The organism is Oceanobacillus timonensis (genome assembly GCF_900166635.1).
GTDB lineage: Bacteria > Bacillota > Bacilli > Bacillales > Amphibacillaceae > Oceanobacillus > Oceanobacillus timonensis.
The window spans coordinates 176,627-195,141 of record NZ_LT800497.1; the positions used below are offsets into that span (position 1 = coordinate 176,627).

Genomic DNA, 18,515 nt, shown 5'->3' on the forward strand with positions numbered 1-18,515 from the left:
TCTTGCTATATTCTATAAAGTATTCACTTGTTAAAAAGTATCTTACTAATACACTAACAATCTAAACAGTCTCCTCTTGTAATATACGGCTTTTCATGATATAAGTAAAGTCAATATATCTAATATGGGGTATAAGGGTGGGTTATATGACAGGAAAATTGGATTTATATTTTCTTTTTTATACGGTTGGTAAAAATAAAAGCTTTTCTAAAGCGGCAAAAGAGCTGTATATGTCCCAGCCAGCAATAAGTCAATCCATGGGACAATTAGAGAAAGAGTTAGATACAAGGCTGTTTAATCGGCTGTCTAAAGGTGTAACGCTAACGGATGAAGGAAATTTATTGTTTGAATATGTCAGTTCAGCACTTCAATTTATACAAGCTGGGGAAGAAAAGCTTTTAGAATTTAAAAATTTATTCATTGGTGAGTTTAAAATAGGGGTCAGCGATACCATTTCGCGATTTTTTTTGCTTCCCTATTTAGAAACATTTCATAATCGGTATCCAAATCTTAAATTCAAAATAGTCAATGGGACAACGTGGGAAATCATAGCTGCCTTAAAAGCAGGGGAAGTGAATATCGCTATCTGTAATCTCCCCATTGATGACAAGTCATTAGAAGTAAAGCCTTTATTAGAAATTCAGGATACCTTTGTATATGGTGAAAAATACCGAGAAGTATTATCTAAGCCAATAAAACCAGAAGAATTGGTTGATTTTCCGCTTATTTTATTGGACAATTCCAATTCCCGGAGATATGTTGAAGAATTTTTTCTTGCAAAAGGAATTAAAATTCAGCCGGAATTTGAGTTAGGTTCCCATGAATTGCTGTTAGAATTTGCTAAGATTAATCTTGGCGTTGCCTGTGTTACAAAAGAATTCTCTGAACAGTTTTTGAGAGAAGGCCAGCTTGATGAAGTGATTTTAACGGAACCGATACCGAAAAGAAGTATAGGCATATGTTATTTGAAAAATGTTCCTTTAAATCGAGCTGCGGAAAGGTTTGTGGATATTATGGAAGAAAATAAGAAGAATTTCTAATAGCAGTAAGTTTGCTATTCGTTTTGTTAAAATCAGAAGATGTATGTAGAAAAAATAATCTGATTCATCTTGAAAACACCTTAAAAACCACGGACTGAAAGCTGATGCAAGAATCGTCATTTAGATAAAACACAGAGGGGCTTGCCGTTGAAAGAAGAAGCAAGGCTTGTTTGCTCTTGTTATAAAAACTTGATAAAATTATTAATGGCTTGATTGCCAGTTTTTATTCAGAGGAGAGCCTTTCCATGATTATTCAATTCATTCGTTATCGATAGTAAAAGGTATAGACTGCATGCAAACCCAGTTTTTTTTAAAATAAAACGAGGGTTTATTTGTCTATGCCTTTTTCATTTATCTATAAAAACGAATGAATGAGGTGTCTGCTTTGTCTAAAATGACTAAAAAAGAAAAGAGCGCAACATATGTAAGCGAATTGGAATCCATTTTCAAGTGTCCTATTTGTGAGGCGTCTATGAACGTATTTGAATTAAAAAGTTTCATTTGCTCTAACAATCATACGTTTGATTTCACCAAACAAGGATATCTTAACTTAACGACACACCCAATGAAAACAAAGTACAGCAAAGATTTTTTTGAGGCGCGAAGGAAACTGATTGCAGAAGATAAATTTTTTGAACCGCTTATTCAAGCAATTGCCGAAATGATAAGAAGGCAAGCTGATATAAAAAAAGAATCATTATGGATACTTGATACAGGATGCGGGGAAGGTTCCCATCTATCTAACGTATGCGATAAAGTGCGTTCGGACTTTGGAAAAGCTGTAACTGGAGTAGGAATTGATATTGCCAAAGAAGGTGTATTGGCAGCTGCCAAGAACTATACTCATAACATTTGGGCTGTAGCAGATCTTGCTAATACGCCGTTTAAGGATAAACGGTTCGATGTTATTCTTAATATCTTATCCCCTTCCAATTATGCAGAATTTAATCGATTATTGAGAGCGGATGGTTTAGTGATGAAAGTTGTTCCCCGAAGCGGCTATCTAAAAGAAATAAGAGAGGATTTATTTGATAAAACTGTAAAGCAAGATTACTCCAATACAGAGGCGGTTGACCGTTTTAACGAAAACTTTCGCATCTTGGATAGTTTCAGGGTGCATTATACTAGGAAACTGAATCAGCCATCCATTCAATTGTTCATGCAAATGACTCCTTTAACGTGGTCAGCCAAGAAGGAACGAATACAATCATTTTTAGAAAAAGATTCAGCTGACATAACCGTGGATTTAGAAATATTAATTGGCAGGAAAACCAATTAAATCATACGATATATTGGCTACGTCAGCTAAATAGACGAGGGATTTTTGGTCTCTCGTCTCATTTTTATATTTTTAGTCTGAGCATTTCTAATTTCCGTACAAAAAGGAAAACCTAAGCCAGGTAACAAATCCGATATACATCGCAAAATAAGTTATTTGAAATGACGAAACGCTACTTGAATCAAAAGTGTTATAGTAGATATAGATGCTTCCCAGAAAAAATAGTAAATAGAACCTTACATATGTGTTTAAGCCCGCTTATGGCAGAGGACTTTTTAAACGTAAAGGAAGCAGGCTTACACGAAGGCAGCGTTTATTCGATGATTAGATGGAAGAGGTGATGAACATTGAAAAAACCTAAAAAGAATGTGCGTGTTACATTACAAGAGGTTGCAGATCATGCTGGCGTATCGACGACGACCGCTTCTTTAGTCGTTAGAAATAACCCAAGAATATCAGAAGCTACGCGAAATAAAGTATTAGCATCTATGGAAGAACTGGGGTACGTTTATGACAGAGTAGCTGCCAATATGCGATCGCAGAATTCCAATATCATTGGGGTCATCGTTACGGATATCGCAAATAAATTTATTTCAGAATTTTTGATAGGTGTACAAAATACGCTGGAAGGCTTCGGTTATACGGTATTGCTTGGTACAACTTTTGATTCGGTTGAAAAACAACAAAAATTAATATCCACGATGGTAGAGCACAGAGTAGATGGGCTGATTCTTAATCCTGCCTCGAGAAGTATTGGTAAAACAGCAAAACAGTTAAATAATTTGAAAATTCCTTTGGTGCTTGCTAATCGGGAACTACCCAATGTGCATGCAGATTATGTAGGGATTGATTATCCAGAAGGAACGTATAAAGCAATAAGTCATTTAATCAGCAAAGGACATAAAAAAATAGCTTTTTTAGGCGGGGTGAAAAATTCTTCCACATGGACAGAAAGAATGGAAGGTTACCGGATGGCGCATGAAAACGCTAACCTGACGATTGATGAATCACTTGTCATTGACAGTGAACCAACCGATAAAGGTGGCGAAGAAGCAGCTTTAAAGATGCTGGATTTACCGGAGGTTCCTACTGCTATTTTTTGTTTTAGTGATTTAATTGCTTTTGGCGTGATGAAGGTGTTAACTCAAAAAGGGATCGTGATTGGACGGGACATCGATATTGTAGGATTTGATAATATTCCCGAAGCAGAAATATATCATCCCCCATTAACGACGGTTTCTTCCCATCCTAAATCTATTGGTAATCAAGCGGCCAGACTTCTACATAGTAAAATAAAGCGTGAGATTGAGGAAATGCAGCGCATTATACTTAAGCCACAGCTCGTTATCAGAGAAACATCGAAATAATCAATAGATAAAGAGAGGACTTTCCTGTTTGTAAAGGAAGGTTCTCTCTTCATTTTGTGAAGAGGAAAATAGATAGTATTTGAGAAGAAGCAAGTGAAATACGTCACAATGTTGACACAAAAAAATCGCAGGAGTATAGTTGATTTCGTTATTTTAGTATATCGATATACCAGAAAACACCTAAAGTTGTTCTTGTATTAACTTTATTTTATTTTGTCTTTTAGTATATCGATATACCAATAAGTTTGGAAATGCTAGTACCAGCTATATAGGAGGGTGAGAGGAACTTTCTATAAGAGAGCATGTTGCAAAGGAGAAGCGTCATGAAACATCCATACTTAAATATGGGAGTGGGGATTTATCTAAGTTATTTGCTTTTGGGAATGGTCAATATCGTATTGGCATCAAATATGAGTTTTTTATCAGAACGTTTGGGTGTTTTCCGAACAGATATCAGCTTGCTGATCTCTATTGTCGGGATTGGTCACTTACTTAGTATCAATATTGCGGGTAAGTTATCGGATCGCTACGGAAGAAAGCCATTACTCATATCGGCTGCCATACTTTATACTGTATTCCTTATAGGGGTGCCAACAACCACGCATTTCGCATTGGCTATGTTTTTCGCTTTGTTTGCAGGTATAAGTAACTCATTACTCGACGCTGCTTCCTATCCAGCGCTTAATGAAGGATTTAAAGAGGCAGCGGGCACAGCAACGGTTTTGATCAAAGCATTTATGTCTATAGGGGCTGCACTTCTTCCCGTATTTATCGCATTTTTGATATCCCAAGACATGTTTTATGGTTATGCATTCTTCCTGCCGGCGATAGTGTTTATTGGCCTGGGAGTTTACTTCATTCCTGTTCGATTTCCGGCTGTTAATGGGGAGAAGCGTAACGAAGAAATAGATAGGGAGAACGTCGAAAAGCCAGGTTCCAATCCACATAGCTGGAAGGAAGGCACAGCTATCGTATTGATTGGATTTTTTTCCGTTTCCATGACCATTGTCATTCAGACTTGGTTGCCGACGTTTGGCCAAGAAATGATTCAGCTGAATGAAAATGATGCAGTAAGATTGCTCAGCTTTTACAGTGTAGGCGGGCTTATTTCCGTTTTATTGCTTGCCTGGTTACTGAAAAGAATCATCAAACCGATCACGGCAATGATGTTCGCACCGAGTGTTGCTGCCATCTTTGTTTTTGCGTTGCTATTTGCTCATGACTCTTCACTCGTACCGTTCATTGCGTTCTTTCTGGGATTATCGACATCTGGGATTTATCAGCTGGCAATGACGGTGATGATTCAAATGTTTCCAAATAACAAGGGAGTCAGCGTTTCCTATGTTAGTGCTGCGGCGAGTGTAGCCTTTATGGTTATCCCTTATATCACGGGAGTGCTGACCAAGCATATCGGGATATCCTCGGTATTCTATCTAGAATTAGTCATAACCATTGTGAGTACAGCTTTAGCACTCTATCTATCCAGAAAGATCAAGCTGTTCTCGAAAAATAACCAAAGAGATATGAATGATAAATTGAAATCTCTGCAAAGATTTTAGAGGTGAGAAGAAATGAAAAATCCATACATTAAAACGTCGTTTGGAATGTACTTGAATTACTTCATGTTAGGAATGATCAATATTATCATCGCTTCCAACATGGGTAACTTATCGGCAAACTATGATCAACCAGTTGAACGTATCAGTTTGCTAGTATCTGCCATTGGTATTGGAAAGTTGGTTGCATTATTCTTTGCCGGTCGGCTCTCCGATAAGTTGGGGCGAAAGCCGATTATTATTACCGGAAGCTTTTTATACCTGCTGTTTTTAATCGGAATACCACTGTTTTCAAGCTATCCGGTGGCTTTTGCCCTGGCAATAACCGCAGGGATTGCGAATTCCTTATTAGACTCAGGAACCTATCCGGCTCTAATCGAATCATTTCCAAAGCAATCAAGTTCAGCTACGGTCTTGGTTAAAGCAATGGTATCCATTGGCGCGACCTTATTACCAGTTATCCTGGCGTTTCTAGCGTCTCATGATCTTTCATGGGGCTGGTCATTCTACTTATTAGCAGCCTTATTCTTAATCAGTGGTATGTATTTAATCTTTATGCCATTCCCGGCATTCAATACAAAGGAAAAGAATCAGAAAACAAGCGAAGCCCAAGATAATCGTTTTAAAGAGAAACCAAAGTTTTGGGGAGAAGGACTGGCCATCATCCTTATCGGGTTTACGTCTACGGCCTTATTTGTCGTTTGGCAGACATGGCTTCCGGAGCTGGGTACAGGTTTCATGGACTTAAGTGAAAATGTCGCTGTACAGCTTTTAAGTTATTTCAGTATAGGTGCATTGGTATCGGTTCTCTTGTTAGCTGTCGTATTGGACAAATTTATTAAGCCGATAACGATCATGATCATCTACCCGGCAGTTGCTTTTGTATCCATGCTAATGCTTTTCTTTGTTCATTCTTATCCAGTTGTTATCGTAGCTACATTTATCCTTGGACTGTCAACTTCTGGTATTTTCCAATTGGCAATCAGTGTGATGACAGACTTCTTTGTAGAGAACAAAGGAACAACAACATCTTACGTAAATATAGCAGGAAGCGTCGCTTTCATACTCGTTCCAATGATTACAAGCTCTTTGGTTGGAGGAATTGGTATTTCCATGACATTAGTATTTGACATGGTTATCGCGTTATTAAGTATTTTACTTGCTGTATTTGTACTTTATCGAGGTAAGAAAGTACTCAATTAATGGAATGAAATTAAATTTAAGGGAGATAGAAACATAATGAATAATGATAAAAACCTTGCAAAAATTAACGGTAAAACAAAACTTGTAGGATTGCTGGCCACCCCAATCGGGCACAGCATTTCGCCTGAAATGCATAATTTGGGATACACCATTGGCGGTTTGAATTATGCATATTTAGGTTTTGAAGTTGGTACAGAAAACCTTCAAACAGCGGTAGAGGGCATGAAAGCAGTAGGAGCAGCAGGATTCAATGTATCCATGCCAAATAAAATGGAAGTCATCCAGTATCTAGATGAAGTGGATGACAGTGCAAAATATGCACATGCCAGCAATACCGTCGTAAACAGAGACGGCAAGCTGATTGGGTATAATACAGATGGTTTAGGATATGTGAAAAACCTGGAAGAACATGGTGTGAAATTGGAAGGCCAAAAAATCACCCTGGTCGGTTCCGGCGGTGTTGCAACGCCAATAGCTATTCAACTCGTACAATCTGGTATCAAAGAAATTAGTATCTTTGCGAGAGACGACAAGTTCTTCCCACAAGCAGAAGAAAATGTATCCTATATTAACAATGAGATGGCTCATTTCGGTGTTAAAGCAAACATTTTTCCTTTAGAGGATAAAGAAACTTTCCGTAAAGAAATCGCCGAAAGTGCTGTTCTGGCAAATGCTACAAGCTTAGGGATGAAACCACTAGATGAAATGAGCATTCTGGATGATCTTACAGATGTACTGCGCGAGGATTTAGTTGTAACGGATGTGGTCTATAACCCGCAAAAAACAAAATTGTTAGCACAAGCGGAAGAGGCTGGAGCTACAGCAATTAATGGTCTGGGAATGGTTTTATGGCAAGGCGCTTTGGCTTATAAATTGTTTACTGGGGAAGATATGGCGATGGAGGAAGTTAAAAGAGAATTGTTTAGTGAGATTTTATAGTTGTATGAGGGTTGCTGGAAATAAAGAAAAAGCTGTCGAGGGTATCGGCAGCTTTTTGTTTGTTTTGGTGTTTTGATTTGAACCTGTATTCGAATACTTTTCTTGTTAGGAGGGTATTGTATGTTATAGTCGACAACCTTATCAATTTACTGCTTTCCGCTTTAGATTTGAACCAGTATATATCAACGAAAGGGGAATCATACATTGAATAAAGAAGAACGTATTAAAGTATTACGAGATATCATAAAAATAAAATCGGTAAACGACAATGAATCTGAAGTAGCGGATTACTTCGCAAATCTATTCCGAAAACATGGGATAGAATCTGAGAAAGTAAAATATAGTGAAGGACGTGAAAGCCTGGTAGCCACTTACAAAAAAGGTAACGGTAAAGTATTAGGTATCAGCGGACATGAAGATGTGGTAGCGGCTGGTGATGAAAGTGAATGGAAATACCCGCCGTTTTCAGCTGAAATCGATGGGGATAAATTATACGGACGGGGTTCAACAGATATGAAATCTGGTCTGGCAGCTTTAGCAATCGCTATGATCGAAATCAAAGAAGAAAACACAGATATCAACGGTACATTGAAATTCATGGCAACAGTTGGGGAAGAGGTCGGTGAATTAGGAGCGGAACAATTAACGAAGGAAGGTTATGCAGATGATCTGGATGGATTGATTATTGGCGAACCAACCGGCCCAGCATTGATTTACACGCATAAAGGCTCCATGAACTATACCATTGTTTCACGTGGAAAATCTGCACATAGTTCCATGCCTAAAGAAGGTATTAACTCCATCGCAAATATGAATGAATTTGTGACACGTGCTAATGCAGAAATGCAAGAAGTCACGAACAAATATAAAAATGATGTATTAGGTGAGACTGCTCATGCTATTACCATCATTAATGGCGGAGATCAGGTTAACAGTATTCCTGCTGTGACAACATTACAAGGGAATATTCGTACGATTCCTGAATTTGATAATGGCAAAGTGAAGGCAGTGTTGCAGGGTATTGTTGATGAGTTGAACGAAAAAGAAGGGTTTAATTTAGAATTAAACGTGGATTATGATATATATCCTGTAGAGTCTAAACCGGATTCGGAATTGATTAAAGCTATTCAGGCTGTTTCCAAGGAAGAATTGCCTGTGAATGGTATTTCACCTACGACGGATGCGGCTGCTTTTACTAAGGTTGATAATGAGTTTGACGTTGTTATTTATGGTCCTGGGGTTGAAGATTTGCCTCATCAGGTGGATGAGTATGTGTCCATTAAAAATTATTTAGAAATGATAGACAATTACAAAGCAATCTATAAAGAATATTTAAAATAAATTTGAGCAATTAATAGCCATAAACGCCTTAATTAATAACAATTAAGGTGTTTTTAATAGGTTTTTATAGATGTAGATGTGTATTTGGAGAGAATCAGCATGTTAGAAGCATAGACGATATATAATTGTACTATTATTGTAAGGTGGAAAATGGTAGAATAGTAAAAAAGCTCCACTAATTATGGAGCTTTTTTATAGAAGGATAGTAATAATCTTATGTACTGCAAATAGAACTAACGATATAATCAAAAAACGTAGTGTTAAACGGTATCTTTTAAACTTTTTATTGCAAATTTTAGAGTTAATATATATTTGATATATTAAGTCTTTTTCCAATGCATCATCAGTTTCACGAAGCTTAGCACGAAGGTAGTAACTCCAATGGGTATATTTAGATATATCACCCCAAAAAAAGAGAGTATGTTTAACCCCTTTAGTTCTAGCGCTTAACACTAGTAAAGAGAAAGTGATAGTAATGATTAGGCTGATTATAGTTAAGGTTAGTAGTGTATTAGGTAGGTTGATAAAAGAATCAGTGTGATTGTCGACATTTTGTTGTTCAATCGTCTCGTCACTAAATAAAAATCCACTCAGTACACCTGAAAAAGCTAGAACAAACGATGCCTTAGTATCTGCATTCGCAATCCAATAATCAACTTTATCTAGCTGTTTATAGTATTTATCTACGGTCATATTGTCACCTCATAAAAACATTAAGTCCAAGTATATTTAGTATAAAAGATAATTTAAAAGAAAGGAAGAAATAATATGAGGGCAAATATTAAGAGTTTTGAATTAGAGAAAAGTTTAGAGCGGATTGATTCAATTTTAAATGATTCAACAACATTTGGTGAGGCAGACGATATACCAAAAATAGAAGATTTGACTTATAAAAATGGCAAATATGTTAAGTGTGCAGCTTTCTTTATAGATTTAAGAGGCTCTTCGGATTTAATTGAAACTCAAGGTAAAAAATCAAAGTCTTTAGCAAGGTTATATAGAGCGTATATAAGTGAAATTGTAGCAATCGTAAATAGTTTTGAAACATGTAGGGAAGTAAATATTGTTGGAGATTGTGTGTCCGCAGTATTCTCTGGGGAGGCAAACGACCCCGCTAAATCGTCTGTTACGCAAGCATTAGAGGCAGCTTCTATGTCAAACGGTATGATGGATATATTGAATATTAAGTACAAGAAGAAATGGGGAAGCGATTTTAAAGAGGTTAATGCTGGCATCGGAGTTGCATACGGAAGAGCTTTAACAATTAAAGCTGGATATAGCGGAAGTGGAATAAACGATTTAATATATATGGGAGATGTCGTAAATAAAGCTTCAAAAATGTGTGGATTAGCCTATAAGGATTTCCCCTGCTTTGCAATATGTGTTACTGAAGCTGTTTATACTTCAGCAGGAACTTACATAGCAAATTCAGATGAACAAAAAACGTTTCAAGACTTTTTAACTGAAAAATACCATTCAAAGTACGATAAAGTTTATGTTGGAAACTTTTATCGTATAAGTATGAATGAGTGGTGTAAAGAAAACTCTTGAAAACCTCACTTAGCTACACCACGGAGAACCGTACCATAAGTAAGTGCAGTTAATGTAAAAAAGGTGGATTATATAATCATAATCGAGTTCTTTCGATATGATTTCCTTTAAATTCAAAATTATGGAGGGCTTATAAATATGGAAACTAAAATGGACAACTCTCAGTTAATATCAAGAGAATTAATTAAAAAGAGTTTTGAAGAAAGTTTATTAGATAAGCGGGAAGAAATCAAAATGGACAACTCAAAATTCAAATAGAATGCTACATGACTATTTTGAGGTTTTTTCTGCAAGTTTAATTTTAAAAACTTTTGATTTAAGTGACGAAGAACTTGAAAAAGGTATTGTTGGTAGTGGAAATGATGGTGGTTGTGATGGGCTTTATTTATTTGTAAATGAAGAATTGATTTTCGACGATACACCATTAGAAAATATCAAAAGGAATCCTAAATTAGATTTATACATAATACAATCGAAATTTGAAACATCCTTTAGAGAAGATGTTTTTAATAAATGGAAAAGTATTGTTGATAATCTTTTCTCAACAGAGTCGTTTCAAGGCAATGATTTTTCAAAACGATACAATAGTGATGTGATAGAGTTCTTTGAAAGATTTCACAAGACATTTTTAAATTTAATAACTAAGTCACCTATAGTAAATTTTAAATTCATTTATGTAAGCTTAGGGAATGAGGTACATCTTAATGTAAAACAGCAGGCAGAAGAGTTAATGGGTAAACTTAAAGGTTTATTTCCAAGTCCAAATACTGATGTTAATGTAGAGTATATTGATGCTCAGAAAATTTTAAAATTATATGATGCTCCTTCTAAAACAGATTTTGTATTGCATGTTTCTGAGACACCTATCATAGTGCAAGAGGAAAAAGAATATATTGTATTAGCTAATCTTAATCAGTATTTTGATTTTATAACGAATGAAAATGAGAAGTTAATCAAACATATTTTTGAATCCAATGTTCGAGATTATCAAGGTAGTATAACTGTTAATAAGGAAATTGCTGCTACATTAAGACAAACGGATTATAAAGAAGATTTTTGGTGGTTAAATAATGGAATAACAATGTTGGCTAGCGAAATTGATCAAAAGTCCACTAAAGTTTTTGAAATAAAGAATCCAGAAATAGTAAACGGATTGCAAACTTCAACTGAGTTATATAATTATTTTAACAATGCAAAAAAAGAAGGTAGAAAAGAAAGTAGAAAAGTTTTATTAAGGATAATCGTTCCTGATACTGATGCTTCAAGAGATAATATTATTTTGGCTACAAACAGCCAGACAACAATTCCGAAAGCAATATTGAGAGGTACGGATAGTATTCATAGAGAGATTGAGAATTATATGAAAACCAAGGGGCTATTTTATGATAGAAGGAAAAACTTCTATAAGAACGAAGGTAAACCTAAAGATAAAATAATTAGTATTCCTTTCTTAGCTCAAAGTTTAATGTCTATTATCTTGAAAAAACCTAATTATGCTAGAGCGCGACCTTCTACACTTTTAAATGATGAAGAAACATATACCAAATTATATTTAAACAATAAAATTTTAGACAGTTATTATAATGCTGCGGTAATTGGAAAAAGAGTGAAAAGCTTTATAAATAGTCTGGGTGTTTATTCTATTAGTGAACAGTCAGATATTTCTTTTTATGTCATGTATGTTTGTTCAGCGAAAATTACTGGGTCAGCAGAAATTACGCTCAAACAACTAGCGAATTTTAGGTTAGATGATATTACTGATGAAAAAATTAAAACTTGTGCCGAATATGTTTACGAAAAATATAAACAACTTGGAGGCAATAATAAAGTAGCTAAAGGTACAAATTTAATTGAAACAATAATAAATGATGAATTTATTGTAAAACCATTTATATAAGTTGAATTTATGATTTTAACTGATTATTTCACGTTAATAAGTCTATGAATACATGAAGATGGGTCTTCTGGTCAATACAAGTCCACTAATATCCAATTGAGATCCGCTTATGGCAATAATGATTAATCTTCTCTAGCGGGAAGCAATTTTCAACCACAGCGGCAGCTGCTTGTCCTTTACCATTGTGCCAATTCTTAGTGATCGCTGGAAGGGGACGGAGTCCCGCCAGCGGAACTTAGAATTGATTGACCATGGTACGCTATTAAAGCGAATGGAGCCTTATAGGCTTGACTTTTCCCATTCTCATGACTTCACTACCATGGGCACAAACAATGGTAAAGGATGGTGGCGGTGTTAACCTATACTTGGCTTGAAAAAGGCAAGTTATTCTATTCCAGATGATTAGTGGACTTGAAGTATGAAACGGTGGACCTCAAGTGCATATTCCTATTGAGTTACAATAATCTTAATCGCAAAACCCGATGGACTCGTCATGAATATTGGTGGACTTCTTTATGAGAAATAATCATTTAACTTACATCCTAACACAAATCCGGTCGATAATAGTATCCTTGTACTGATTAATATCACCAATAAATTCTCTGACCTTGAGCGCAATTTTTCGGACCTCTGGAAAAAAGACATTGTTAATGACAGATTCTTTCAGTCATTTACATAAACCTTCAATGAGGTTGAGCTCTGGGCTGTAGGGCAGTAAGTATACAAGGTCCAGCCGGTCTTTGTGTTGATCCAAAAATGGGCGAAGGAGTTTGGCATGGAGAATCCGGGCATTGTCTAATATCATAACGATTTTACTGACAGGATAATGTTCGAGTGTCGCAGTTGGAAATTTTAGAAAAGCAGCTGCATCGAACTTTTCTTCTTCGATGCAGAATATTTCACCTGTTTCATAGTTCAATGTGCCAACCAGTTTTACACCCTTGTGTTGTCCATGTGTTGGGATGATTCATTATAAGCCCCATAAAATAATCTAAATAAAATCAACATCCTCAAGCATAGATATAATAAATTTACCTCTCATCCAAACATTTTGTTTATACATTTGAATTCCATTTAGCGAAAATGTCTTTTTTGAAGCATCTTCACCACTTCCGCGTAGAAAAAAGTTATTGTGTTTTGCTTTTGGAAAATTAAGAGCCGACATTGGTTTTTTAGTTTTTGGAGTAAACCGTTGTTTTTGATTTTTATCCAGAACGGGTACTTCCTCAAGTTTATTACTATTAATTAAATCTCTGATTTCCTCCCAGATACTTCTAATTTCGTTTTCTACAATACTTTCATCAATTGCCATACGTTTAAACCCAATAAATTTATTATCTAATAATTTTGCCTCTGGCGAAGGTTCTTCAAAAATAATGCAAAGAAATTGTTGATTAAAATAGTTATACACAAAAGAGTCTTCAAAAGGAGTATTCGGATTTGTCCACTCTTCAAAATCAATAGGGAATAATTTCATATCCTCTGTTCGTGAACCTTTCGTTGTTTGAACAATTGTTTTGGGAATGATTCCAATTTTACTAAATAAATCAATTTTATTTAATTTCTTTGCTTTTCCTCCAAACATTTTAACGATAATTTGCTCACTAATACCTTTGTTAACATCTCCTTTTTTATTAAGTTTCTTAGTGATACCTAATATATCCATTAATTCTTGAACAGTTTTATTTTTATATTGATTGGAAAGAAGATGTAATTTATTATCAAGCTCTCCAAGTGACGTATACGTTTCATCTAATTTCTCAAATTTAGCACCAAAGTGTTTTTGTGCTATCGTGGAAACGGTTGTTCTTTTTAATCTAAAACGTGGTCGATGCGGCCATTTAGGAGCAGTATCTATAAGCATTAGTGTTTTCTTTAAATCTGAAGAAATACGAGCATATTCATCTTCTGGATTTTCATATGTATCTTTCAAGTATTGAATAAAATCTCGTACAATAAGCCAGTCCTTCTTCAGAATTTCCTTGTCTTCGCTAGAAAATTCATGGAAATGAAAACCTTCGATAATAAAATCTGCATATTCTGCAGCTGATACTGTTTTTGAAGAATCATAGTGATAATAGACCAATAATAAATGTTCTAACTTATGCCAGAAATTAGATGTTTCAAACTCTTCATTTGTAATGGAATGAGGAGAGACGGCAGTAATTGTCATAGGTTCTTTTGCCTCAAAAAATAAATCCTTTTTCTTTTTCGGTTTGCGAAGCCCTGTTGTTTTTAATTCTATGTCAATATCGTCCACAGTTAGATCAGGATTCTTAGCTTGGTTTGCCGGATAGCCTAAAACAGATTGTTCGATTACATCCCCTGCAATCCCCGTTATTTTGGGATGAGTAATAGTACGGGCAAAAACATTTTTTGTATCAGCTTCTCCAAGCGTTTTACCAACAACATTGTTGAAGATTTTATCTAATTCTTTTCGGGTAAATTTATGAGGTTCCATGATGAGTGCACTCCTTATTTACTTTAATTATGTGAAAGCTTTTTTATGAAAATATTTGGAATAAGTTGTGTTTTATAGCCGCAAGCCTATGTATGCAAAGCTAGATAATATTTTAAATAATAAATGATACCTAGCTCTGACTAACAAAGCAGTGATACATAACTTTATATAATTATTCTTAAAACCAATTGTAAGGGCTCTTTAAATAGAATATATTATTATTGCTATTCCTTCCTATCCAATATCCCAGCAACAAATTCCCGATTCAGCCATAAACACTGTTTTGTAACAACTTGACCAGTAGGGAGGGTTACAGTATCTTTACCATCTTTAGCCTTTGGTCGGACATGTGCAACGCCATTAAAATTAGCTTTAGGGAAGTTATTCTCTTGTCTTGTTGTTTTTCCATATTTTTTCACTTTTAAATCTAGACCAGCTTGCATTAATCTATTAACTTCATCGTATATACCTTTTACTTCATTATCGATAATTTGCAAAGGCATATTCCATAATTGGATTCCCCTTAAATATGGGAGTCTATCTGGATTTTCATTTTTAGTTTCATTAAATTGAAATACAACAAATAAAAACTTTGTTGTCATAAATTTCTCCCGCACAGCACTATCTTCCCATTTCTCATTCACCCATTCATCAAAGCGAATATTTTCAAATGACATATGCTCGCGAGGTAAACCATCAGGCTCTAATCGGATAGTTTTAAACTGGATATTAGCTTTGGAGAACTCTTCTATCTTATCTAAACGAGTGCCTTTAATACCTAAGAGGGCACTTATGAGCAGAGCGATGGATGATTTAGCCTTCCGATTATATTCAATACCTAATGTGTCAGCAATTTGTACATCAGACATTCCGATATAATCATTAAAGCGATTTTCTAAAATCTTCTCAAAACTTAACTTATGCAGTTCTTCTTTCTTTGTAAAAGATACCAATTCTTCTTTTTTAATAATTTTTCGATATAATGCAGTCATATAACTTTGTTTTAAGGCATATGCGCGTTGCATAGCAGGGGTTTCTGAGTAGGGTTGGTTCCTTAATGATTTTTTATTTGCTCCTTTTGGGCATGCCCCTAAATAGTTAGTATCCCCTTCAGACAATTCATGGGCTTTTCCGGATTTAATTTTATTTATAATAATTTCCCAATCTTGTTTTATAATTTCTAAATCAGCTTCTGGAAAAGTATAAAGAAAGCTTTTATAAATTTGATAATCTTTCCGTTCTACATTAGGTATCCATTCATAGAGCATTAAAAGTAATTTTTGATTTTTATTCCAAAAACTAGACGTAAAAAAATTACAATGAACTTCCTCCATATAATTAATGATATTAAGCACTAATCTTTCTTTGGAAGATACCGTTCCATTTTTATTAATTTTAAACGGTGTAACCTTCAATTCGATGCCTAATTCTTCAAAATCTGGTGCTGCATTAGAGTTTACTTCATAACCAAAATAACTTTCCTCGATGATATGCCCTAACCCACCTTTTGATCGAGCATTATTTAACCTTCCCTTTTTATCTAATTCTTCAAAACTACTTCCTTCTGCAGCAAGAGCTTTTTCTAATAATTCTTCTTCTGTTTCGTAAATCATAACTTTTTCACCTCAAAAAGAACATTAGTTCGTATTTTATGATATAATTACAATAAATCTTAATAACATGTTGATCTTCATCTTACTTTTTATTATAATTGTTATTAGGTATAATGAATACCGAAAGGGTGTATAGCATGTTGAAAATTATGGAACTCTTTGCTGGAGTTGGCGGGTTTCGACTTGGACTGGAGCAAACGGAAGATTTTGAAGTTGTATGGGGGAACCAATGGGAACCTTCTAAAAAGAGTCAAGATGCTTTTAATTGTTATGCTAAGCAGTTCAAAGATAAAGGTAATCACTCCAATGTAGATATTGCTGATGTAGATGAAAAACAATTTATTAATAATGATATAAATTTAATTGTAGGCGGTTTTCCTTGTCAGGATTATTCTGTGGCACGTAGTCTATCCGGTGAAAAAGGCTTGGAAGGAAAAAAAGGAGTTTTATTTTGGGATATCACAAGAATGGTTAAAGAAATTCAACCTAAATATTTACTTCTAGAGAATGTTGATCGTCTACTTAAATCTCCTTCTAAACAGAGGGGAAGAGACTTTTCTGTTATGCTGGCAAGTCTTCGGGATTTAAACTATTCGGTAGAGTGGAGAGTAATTAATGCCGCGGATTATGGGCAGGCTCAAAGGAGAAGAAGAGTATTTATATTCGCAGTGCATAATAGTACAGCATATTATAAAAAACTATTCGAAGAAACAAATCCGAGTATTATTCATAATGATGGTTTTTTTGCTCCAGCATTCCCGGTAGAAGAAAACTTTGTAGAGAGACATCCGCCTAGAGAATTTAAATTACCGAAAAATTTATTGGAAGTATCTGATGAGTTTTCGCAAAAGTATTTAAATGCAGGGATTATGAAAGACGGATTGGTATATACCGAAGAGGTTATCTCTAGAACAGAGCCTTTCATTTCATTGGGCAGCATTTTACAGTCCGATGTAGAAGAAAAATACTATTTAAGTGAGAAATCTATTGAAAAGTTTCGTTATCTTAAAGGACCCAAGCGAATTGAAAGAACATCAGCAACAGGGCATAGTTATTTCTTTTCAGAAGGTGGGATGGCTTTTCCAGATGCTCTTGATAAACCTGGAAGAACGATGCTGACCAGCGAAGGAACAAATAATCGCAGTACACATGTTGTTGAAGATCCATTAACGCAGAGGTTAAGATTCTTGACACCTGTAGAATGTGAACGTCTTAATGGTTTCCCTGATAATTGGACAGAAGGCATGGCTGATAGAATGCGTTATTTTTGTATGGGAAATGCGTTAGTTGTAGGTTTAATTAAAAGAATGGGTCAACGTATTAATGAAATTGAACAAGAAGAAATTAAACAATTGAAAGTTGAACCACAACAAATGAGTTTGTTTGGTTATTAATGTGAATAAAGTTATACAAAAGGGGCTGTTGCATAAACAGGTAGTAACTGATTATGCAACAGCCCCTTTCGTTAACAGATAGTTTCTTCGGCTTCAAATAATTATAAAAATAGAAAATGGATGATTATCATTAACCATGTGCTGTTATAAGATATTTATAATTCATCATCTTCTTCAATACGGAATAATTCATTTATATCTTTAATATTTAGGGCATTCACGATTTTATCTATGTGTTCTAATTGGATTCGCTGACGCTTGCCGCTTGCAAGCTCACTAAGTGTTGCCCGACGAATCCCAGTTTTTATATGCAATTGTGTAATCGATAAATCATGTTGATGGAGCAATTGGTTCAGTTGCAAATGTACTTTTTTCAATGCTAAATCTCTCCTTTTGTATTGACTGTACTTTAAAGCGTACAGTATAATTGCATTAATAGTGTACCTATAAAGGTACAAATTAATCTTGATAAAAAGGAGAGATTTCATGATTATTGAACCAGAGATAAAAGAGATATTAATAGAAGAATTAAATCACAAATTATATATTGCTGAAATGCAGGAAAGGTTAGTCTCGGTCACGTATGGTTTAATTTCTGATGAGCAATATACCGTCGACCATGCTATTCTTGAATTAATTAAACTTATTAATTTATTAGAAAAAGAACAAGAAGGAACTACGTATTGTATTGGCAAATTAGATGGAATATCCTTTGGACACAGAAATTAAGAATCTGCTCTGTTTTTATTTGTTAAATATCAAGAAAATCCTTTATACAGTAAGCACTCATAACAATTATTTTACCTATATAATAGTTCAGTTGAATGACTATCCCTGTAACCTGGAATCCCGCGTACTCATAACGAGGTAGGAG

At 34.9% G+C, this 18,515-nt stretch carries 15 protein-coding genes and 1 pseudogene; 11 read left to right on the plus strand and 5 right to left on the minus strand.

Annotated features, from left to right (window positions below; all coding sequences use genetic code 11):
* The first annotated feature begins 146 nt into the window (after positions 1-146).
* The 7 genes from B7E05_RS01305 to B7E05_RS01335 all read left to right on the plus strand — a co-directional run bounded on the left by B7E05_RS01305 (position 147) and on the right by B7E05_RS01335 (position 8,725).
* Positions 147-1,040, plus strand: coding sequence for a LysR family transcriptional regulator (locus B7E05_RS01305; protein WP_080871946.1), 894 nt, complete (start codon positions 147-149; stop codon positions 1,038-1,040).
* A 394-nt stretch (positions 1,041-1,434) separates the two neighbouring features.
* Positions 1,435-2,319, plus strand: coding sequence for a putative RNA methyltransferase (locus B7E05_RS01310; RefSeq protein WP_080876176.1), 885 nt, complete (start codon positions 1,435-1,437; stop codon positions 2,317-2,319).
* A gap of 347 nt (positions 2,320-2,666) precedes the next feature.
* Positions 2,667-3,686, plus strand: coding sequence for a LacI family DNA-binding transcriptional regulator (locus B7E05_RS01315; RefSeq protein WP_080871947.1), 1,020 nt, complete (start codon positions 2,667-2,669; stop codon positions 3,684-3,686).
* Positions 3,687-4,009: 323 nt separating this feature from the next.
* The gene (locus B7E05_RS01320; protein ID WP_080871948.1) at positions 4,010-5,245 is read left to right on the plus strand and encodes an MFS transporter; all 1,236 of its coding nucleotides are present in this window, start codon (positions 4,010-4,012) and stop codon (positions 5,243-5,245) included.
* A 12-nt stretch (positions 5,246-5,257) separates the two neighbouring features.
* Complete coding sequence (locus B7E05_RS01325; RefSeq protein ID WP_080871949.1) at positions 5,258-6,445, plus strand: MFS transporter; 1,188 nt, start codon at positions 5,258-5,260, stop codon at positions 6,443-6,445.
* Between the two features lie 36 nt (positions 6,446-6,481).
* Positions 6,482-7,384 (plus strand): quinate/shikimate dehydrogenase, encoded by a 903-nt coding sequence (locus B7E05_RS01330; RefSeq protein WP_080871950.1) that lies wholly within the window; start codon positions 6,482-6,484, stop codon positions 7,382-7,384.
* A gap of 204 nt (positions 7,385-7,588) precedes the next feature.
* Entirely contained in the window at positions 7,589-8,725 is a 1,137-nt protein-coding gene (locus tag B7E05_RS01335) for an ArgE/DapE family deacylase (RefSeq protein ID WP_080871951.1), read from the plus strand.
* Positions 8,726-8,917: 192 nt separating this feature from the next.
* Here B7E05_RS01335 and B7E05_RS01340 read toward each other — a convergent pair whose 3' ends face one another.
* Positions 8,918-9,418 (minus strand): Pycsar system effector family protein, encoded by a 501-nt coding sequence (locus B7E05_RS01340; RefSeq protein ID WP_080871952.1) that lies wholly within the window; start codon positions 9,416-9,418, stop codon positions 8,918-8,920.
* Positions 9,419-9,493: 75 nt separating this feature from the next.
* On the opposite strand from B7E05_RS01340, the gene B7E05_RS01345 reads away from it, so the two are divergent.
* On the plus strand, positions 9,494-10,276 hold the full coding sequence (locus B7E05_RS01345; protein WP_080871953.1) for an adenylate/guanylate cyclase domain-containing protein: 783 nt from the start codon (positions 9,494-9,496) through the stop codon (positions 10,274-10,276).
* Positions 10,277-10,535: 259 nt separating this feature from the next.
* The gene (locus B7E05_RS01350) at positions 10,536-12,173 is read left to right on the plus strand and encodes an AIPR family protein (RefSeq protein WP_080871954.1); all 1,638 of its coding nucleotides are present in this window, start codon (positions 10,536-10,538) and stop codon (positions 12,171-12,173) included.
* Positions 12,174-12,708: 535 nt separating this feature from the next.
* Here the strand turns inward: B7E05_RS01350 and B7E05_RS22325 are convergent.
* The 3 genes and pseudogenes from B7E05_RS22325 to B7E05_RS01365 all read right to left on the minus strand — a co-directional run.
* Positions 12,709-13,140, minus strand: a pseudogene (locus B7E05_RS22325) (IS630 family transposase); the annotation flags it as partial.
* A 24-nt stretch (positions 13,141-13,164) separates the two neighbouring features.
* Entirely contained in the window at positions 13,165-14,634 is a 1,470-nt protein-coding gene (locus B7E05_RS01360) for a MutH/Sau3AI family endonuclease (RefSeq protein WP_080871955.1), read from the minus strand.
* 224 nt (positions 14,635-14,858) lie between these two features.
* Positions 14,859-16,247, minus strand: coding sequence for a Sau3AI family type II restriction endonuclease (locus tag B7E05_RS01365; protein WP_080871956.1), 1,389 nt, complete (start codon positions 16,245-16,247; stop codon positions 14,859-14,861).
* 137 nt (positions 16,248-16,384) lie between these two features.
* On the opposite strand from B7E05_RS01365, the gene dcm reads away from it, so the two are divergent.
* The gene (dcm, locus tag B7E05_RS01370; RefSeq protein WP_080871957.1) at positions 16,385-17,641 is read left to right on the plus strand and encodes a DNA (cytosine-5-)-methyltransferase; all 1,257 of its coding nucleotides are present in this window, start codon (positions 16,385-16,387) and stop codon (positions 17,639-17,641) included.
* 155 nt (positions 17,642-17,796) lie between these two features.
* Here dcm and B7E05_RS01375 read toward each other — a convergent pair whose 3' ends face one another.
* Complete coding sequence (locus B7E05_RS01375) at positions 17,797-18,018, minus strand: helix-turn-helix domain-containing protein (protein WP_080871958.1); 222 nt, start codon at positions 18,016-18,018, stop codon at positions 17,797-17,799.
* A 109-nt stretch (positions 18,019-18,127) separates the two neighbouring features.
* On the opposite strand from B7E05_RS01375, the gene B7E05_RS01380 reads away from it, so the two are divergent.
* Positions 18,128-18,370: a hypothetical protein gene (locus B7E05_RS01380; protein ID WP_080871959.1), complete on the plus strand. Its 243-nt coding sequence runs from the start codon at positions 18,128-18,130 to the stop codon at positions 18,368-18,370.
* The last annotated feature ends 145 nt before the right edge of the window (positions 18,371-18,515 follow it).

Coding starts and splice junctions, on each gene's coding strand:
- B7E05_RS01305 (WP_080871946.1), top strand. CDS start 147: ATGACAGGAAAATTGGATTTATATTTTCTTTTTTATACGGTTGGTAAA.
- B7E05_RS01310 (WP_080876176.1), top strand. CDS start 1,435: ATGACTAAAAAAGAAAAGAGCGCAACATATGTAAGCGAATTGGAATCC.
- B7E05_RS01320 (WP_080871948.1), top strand. CDS start 4,010: ATGAAACATCCATACTTAAATATGGGAGTGGGGATTTATCTAAGTTAT.
- B7E05_RS01325 (WP_080871949.1), top strand. CDS start 5,258: ATGAAAAATCCATACATTAAAACGTCGTTTGGAATGTACTTGAATTAC.
- B7E05_RS01330 (WP_080871950.1), top strand. CDS start 6,482: ATGAATAATGATAAAAACCTTGCAAAAATTAACGGTAAAACAAAACTT.
- B7E05_RS01340 (WP_080871952.1), bottom strand. CDS start 9,418: ATGACCGTAGATAAATACTATAAACAGCTAGATAAAGTTGATTATTGG.
- B7E05_RS01345 (WP_080871953.1), top strand. CDS start 9,494: ATGAGGGCAAATATTAAGAGTTTTGAATTAGAGAAAAGTTTAGAGCGG.
- B7E05_RS01350 (WP_080871954.1), top strand. CDS start 10,536: ATGCTACATGACTATTTTGAGGTTTTTTCTGCAAGTTTAATTTTAAAA.
- B7E05_RS01360 (WP_080871955.1), bottom strand. CDS start 14,634: ATGGAACCTCATAAATTTACCCGAAAAGAATTAGATAAAATCTTCAAC.
- B7E05_RS01365 (WP_080871956.1), bottom strand. CDS start 16,247: ATGATTTACGAAACAGAAGAAGAATTATTAGAAAAAGCTCTTGCTGCA.
- dcm (WP_080871957.1), top strand. CDS start 16,385: ATGTTGAAAATTATGGAACTCTTTGCTGGAGTTGGCGGGTTTCGACTT.
- B7E05_RS01380 (WP_080871959.1), top strand. CDS start 18,128: ATGATTATTGAACCAGAGATAAAAGAGATATTAATAGAAGAATTAAAT.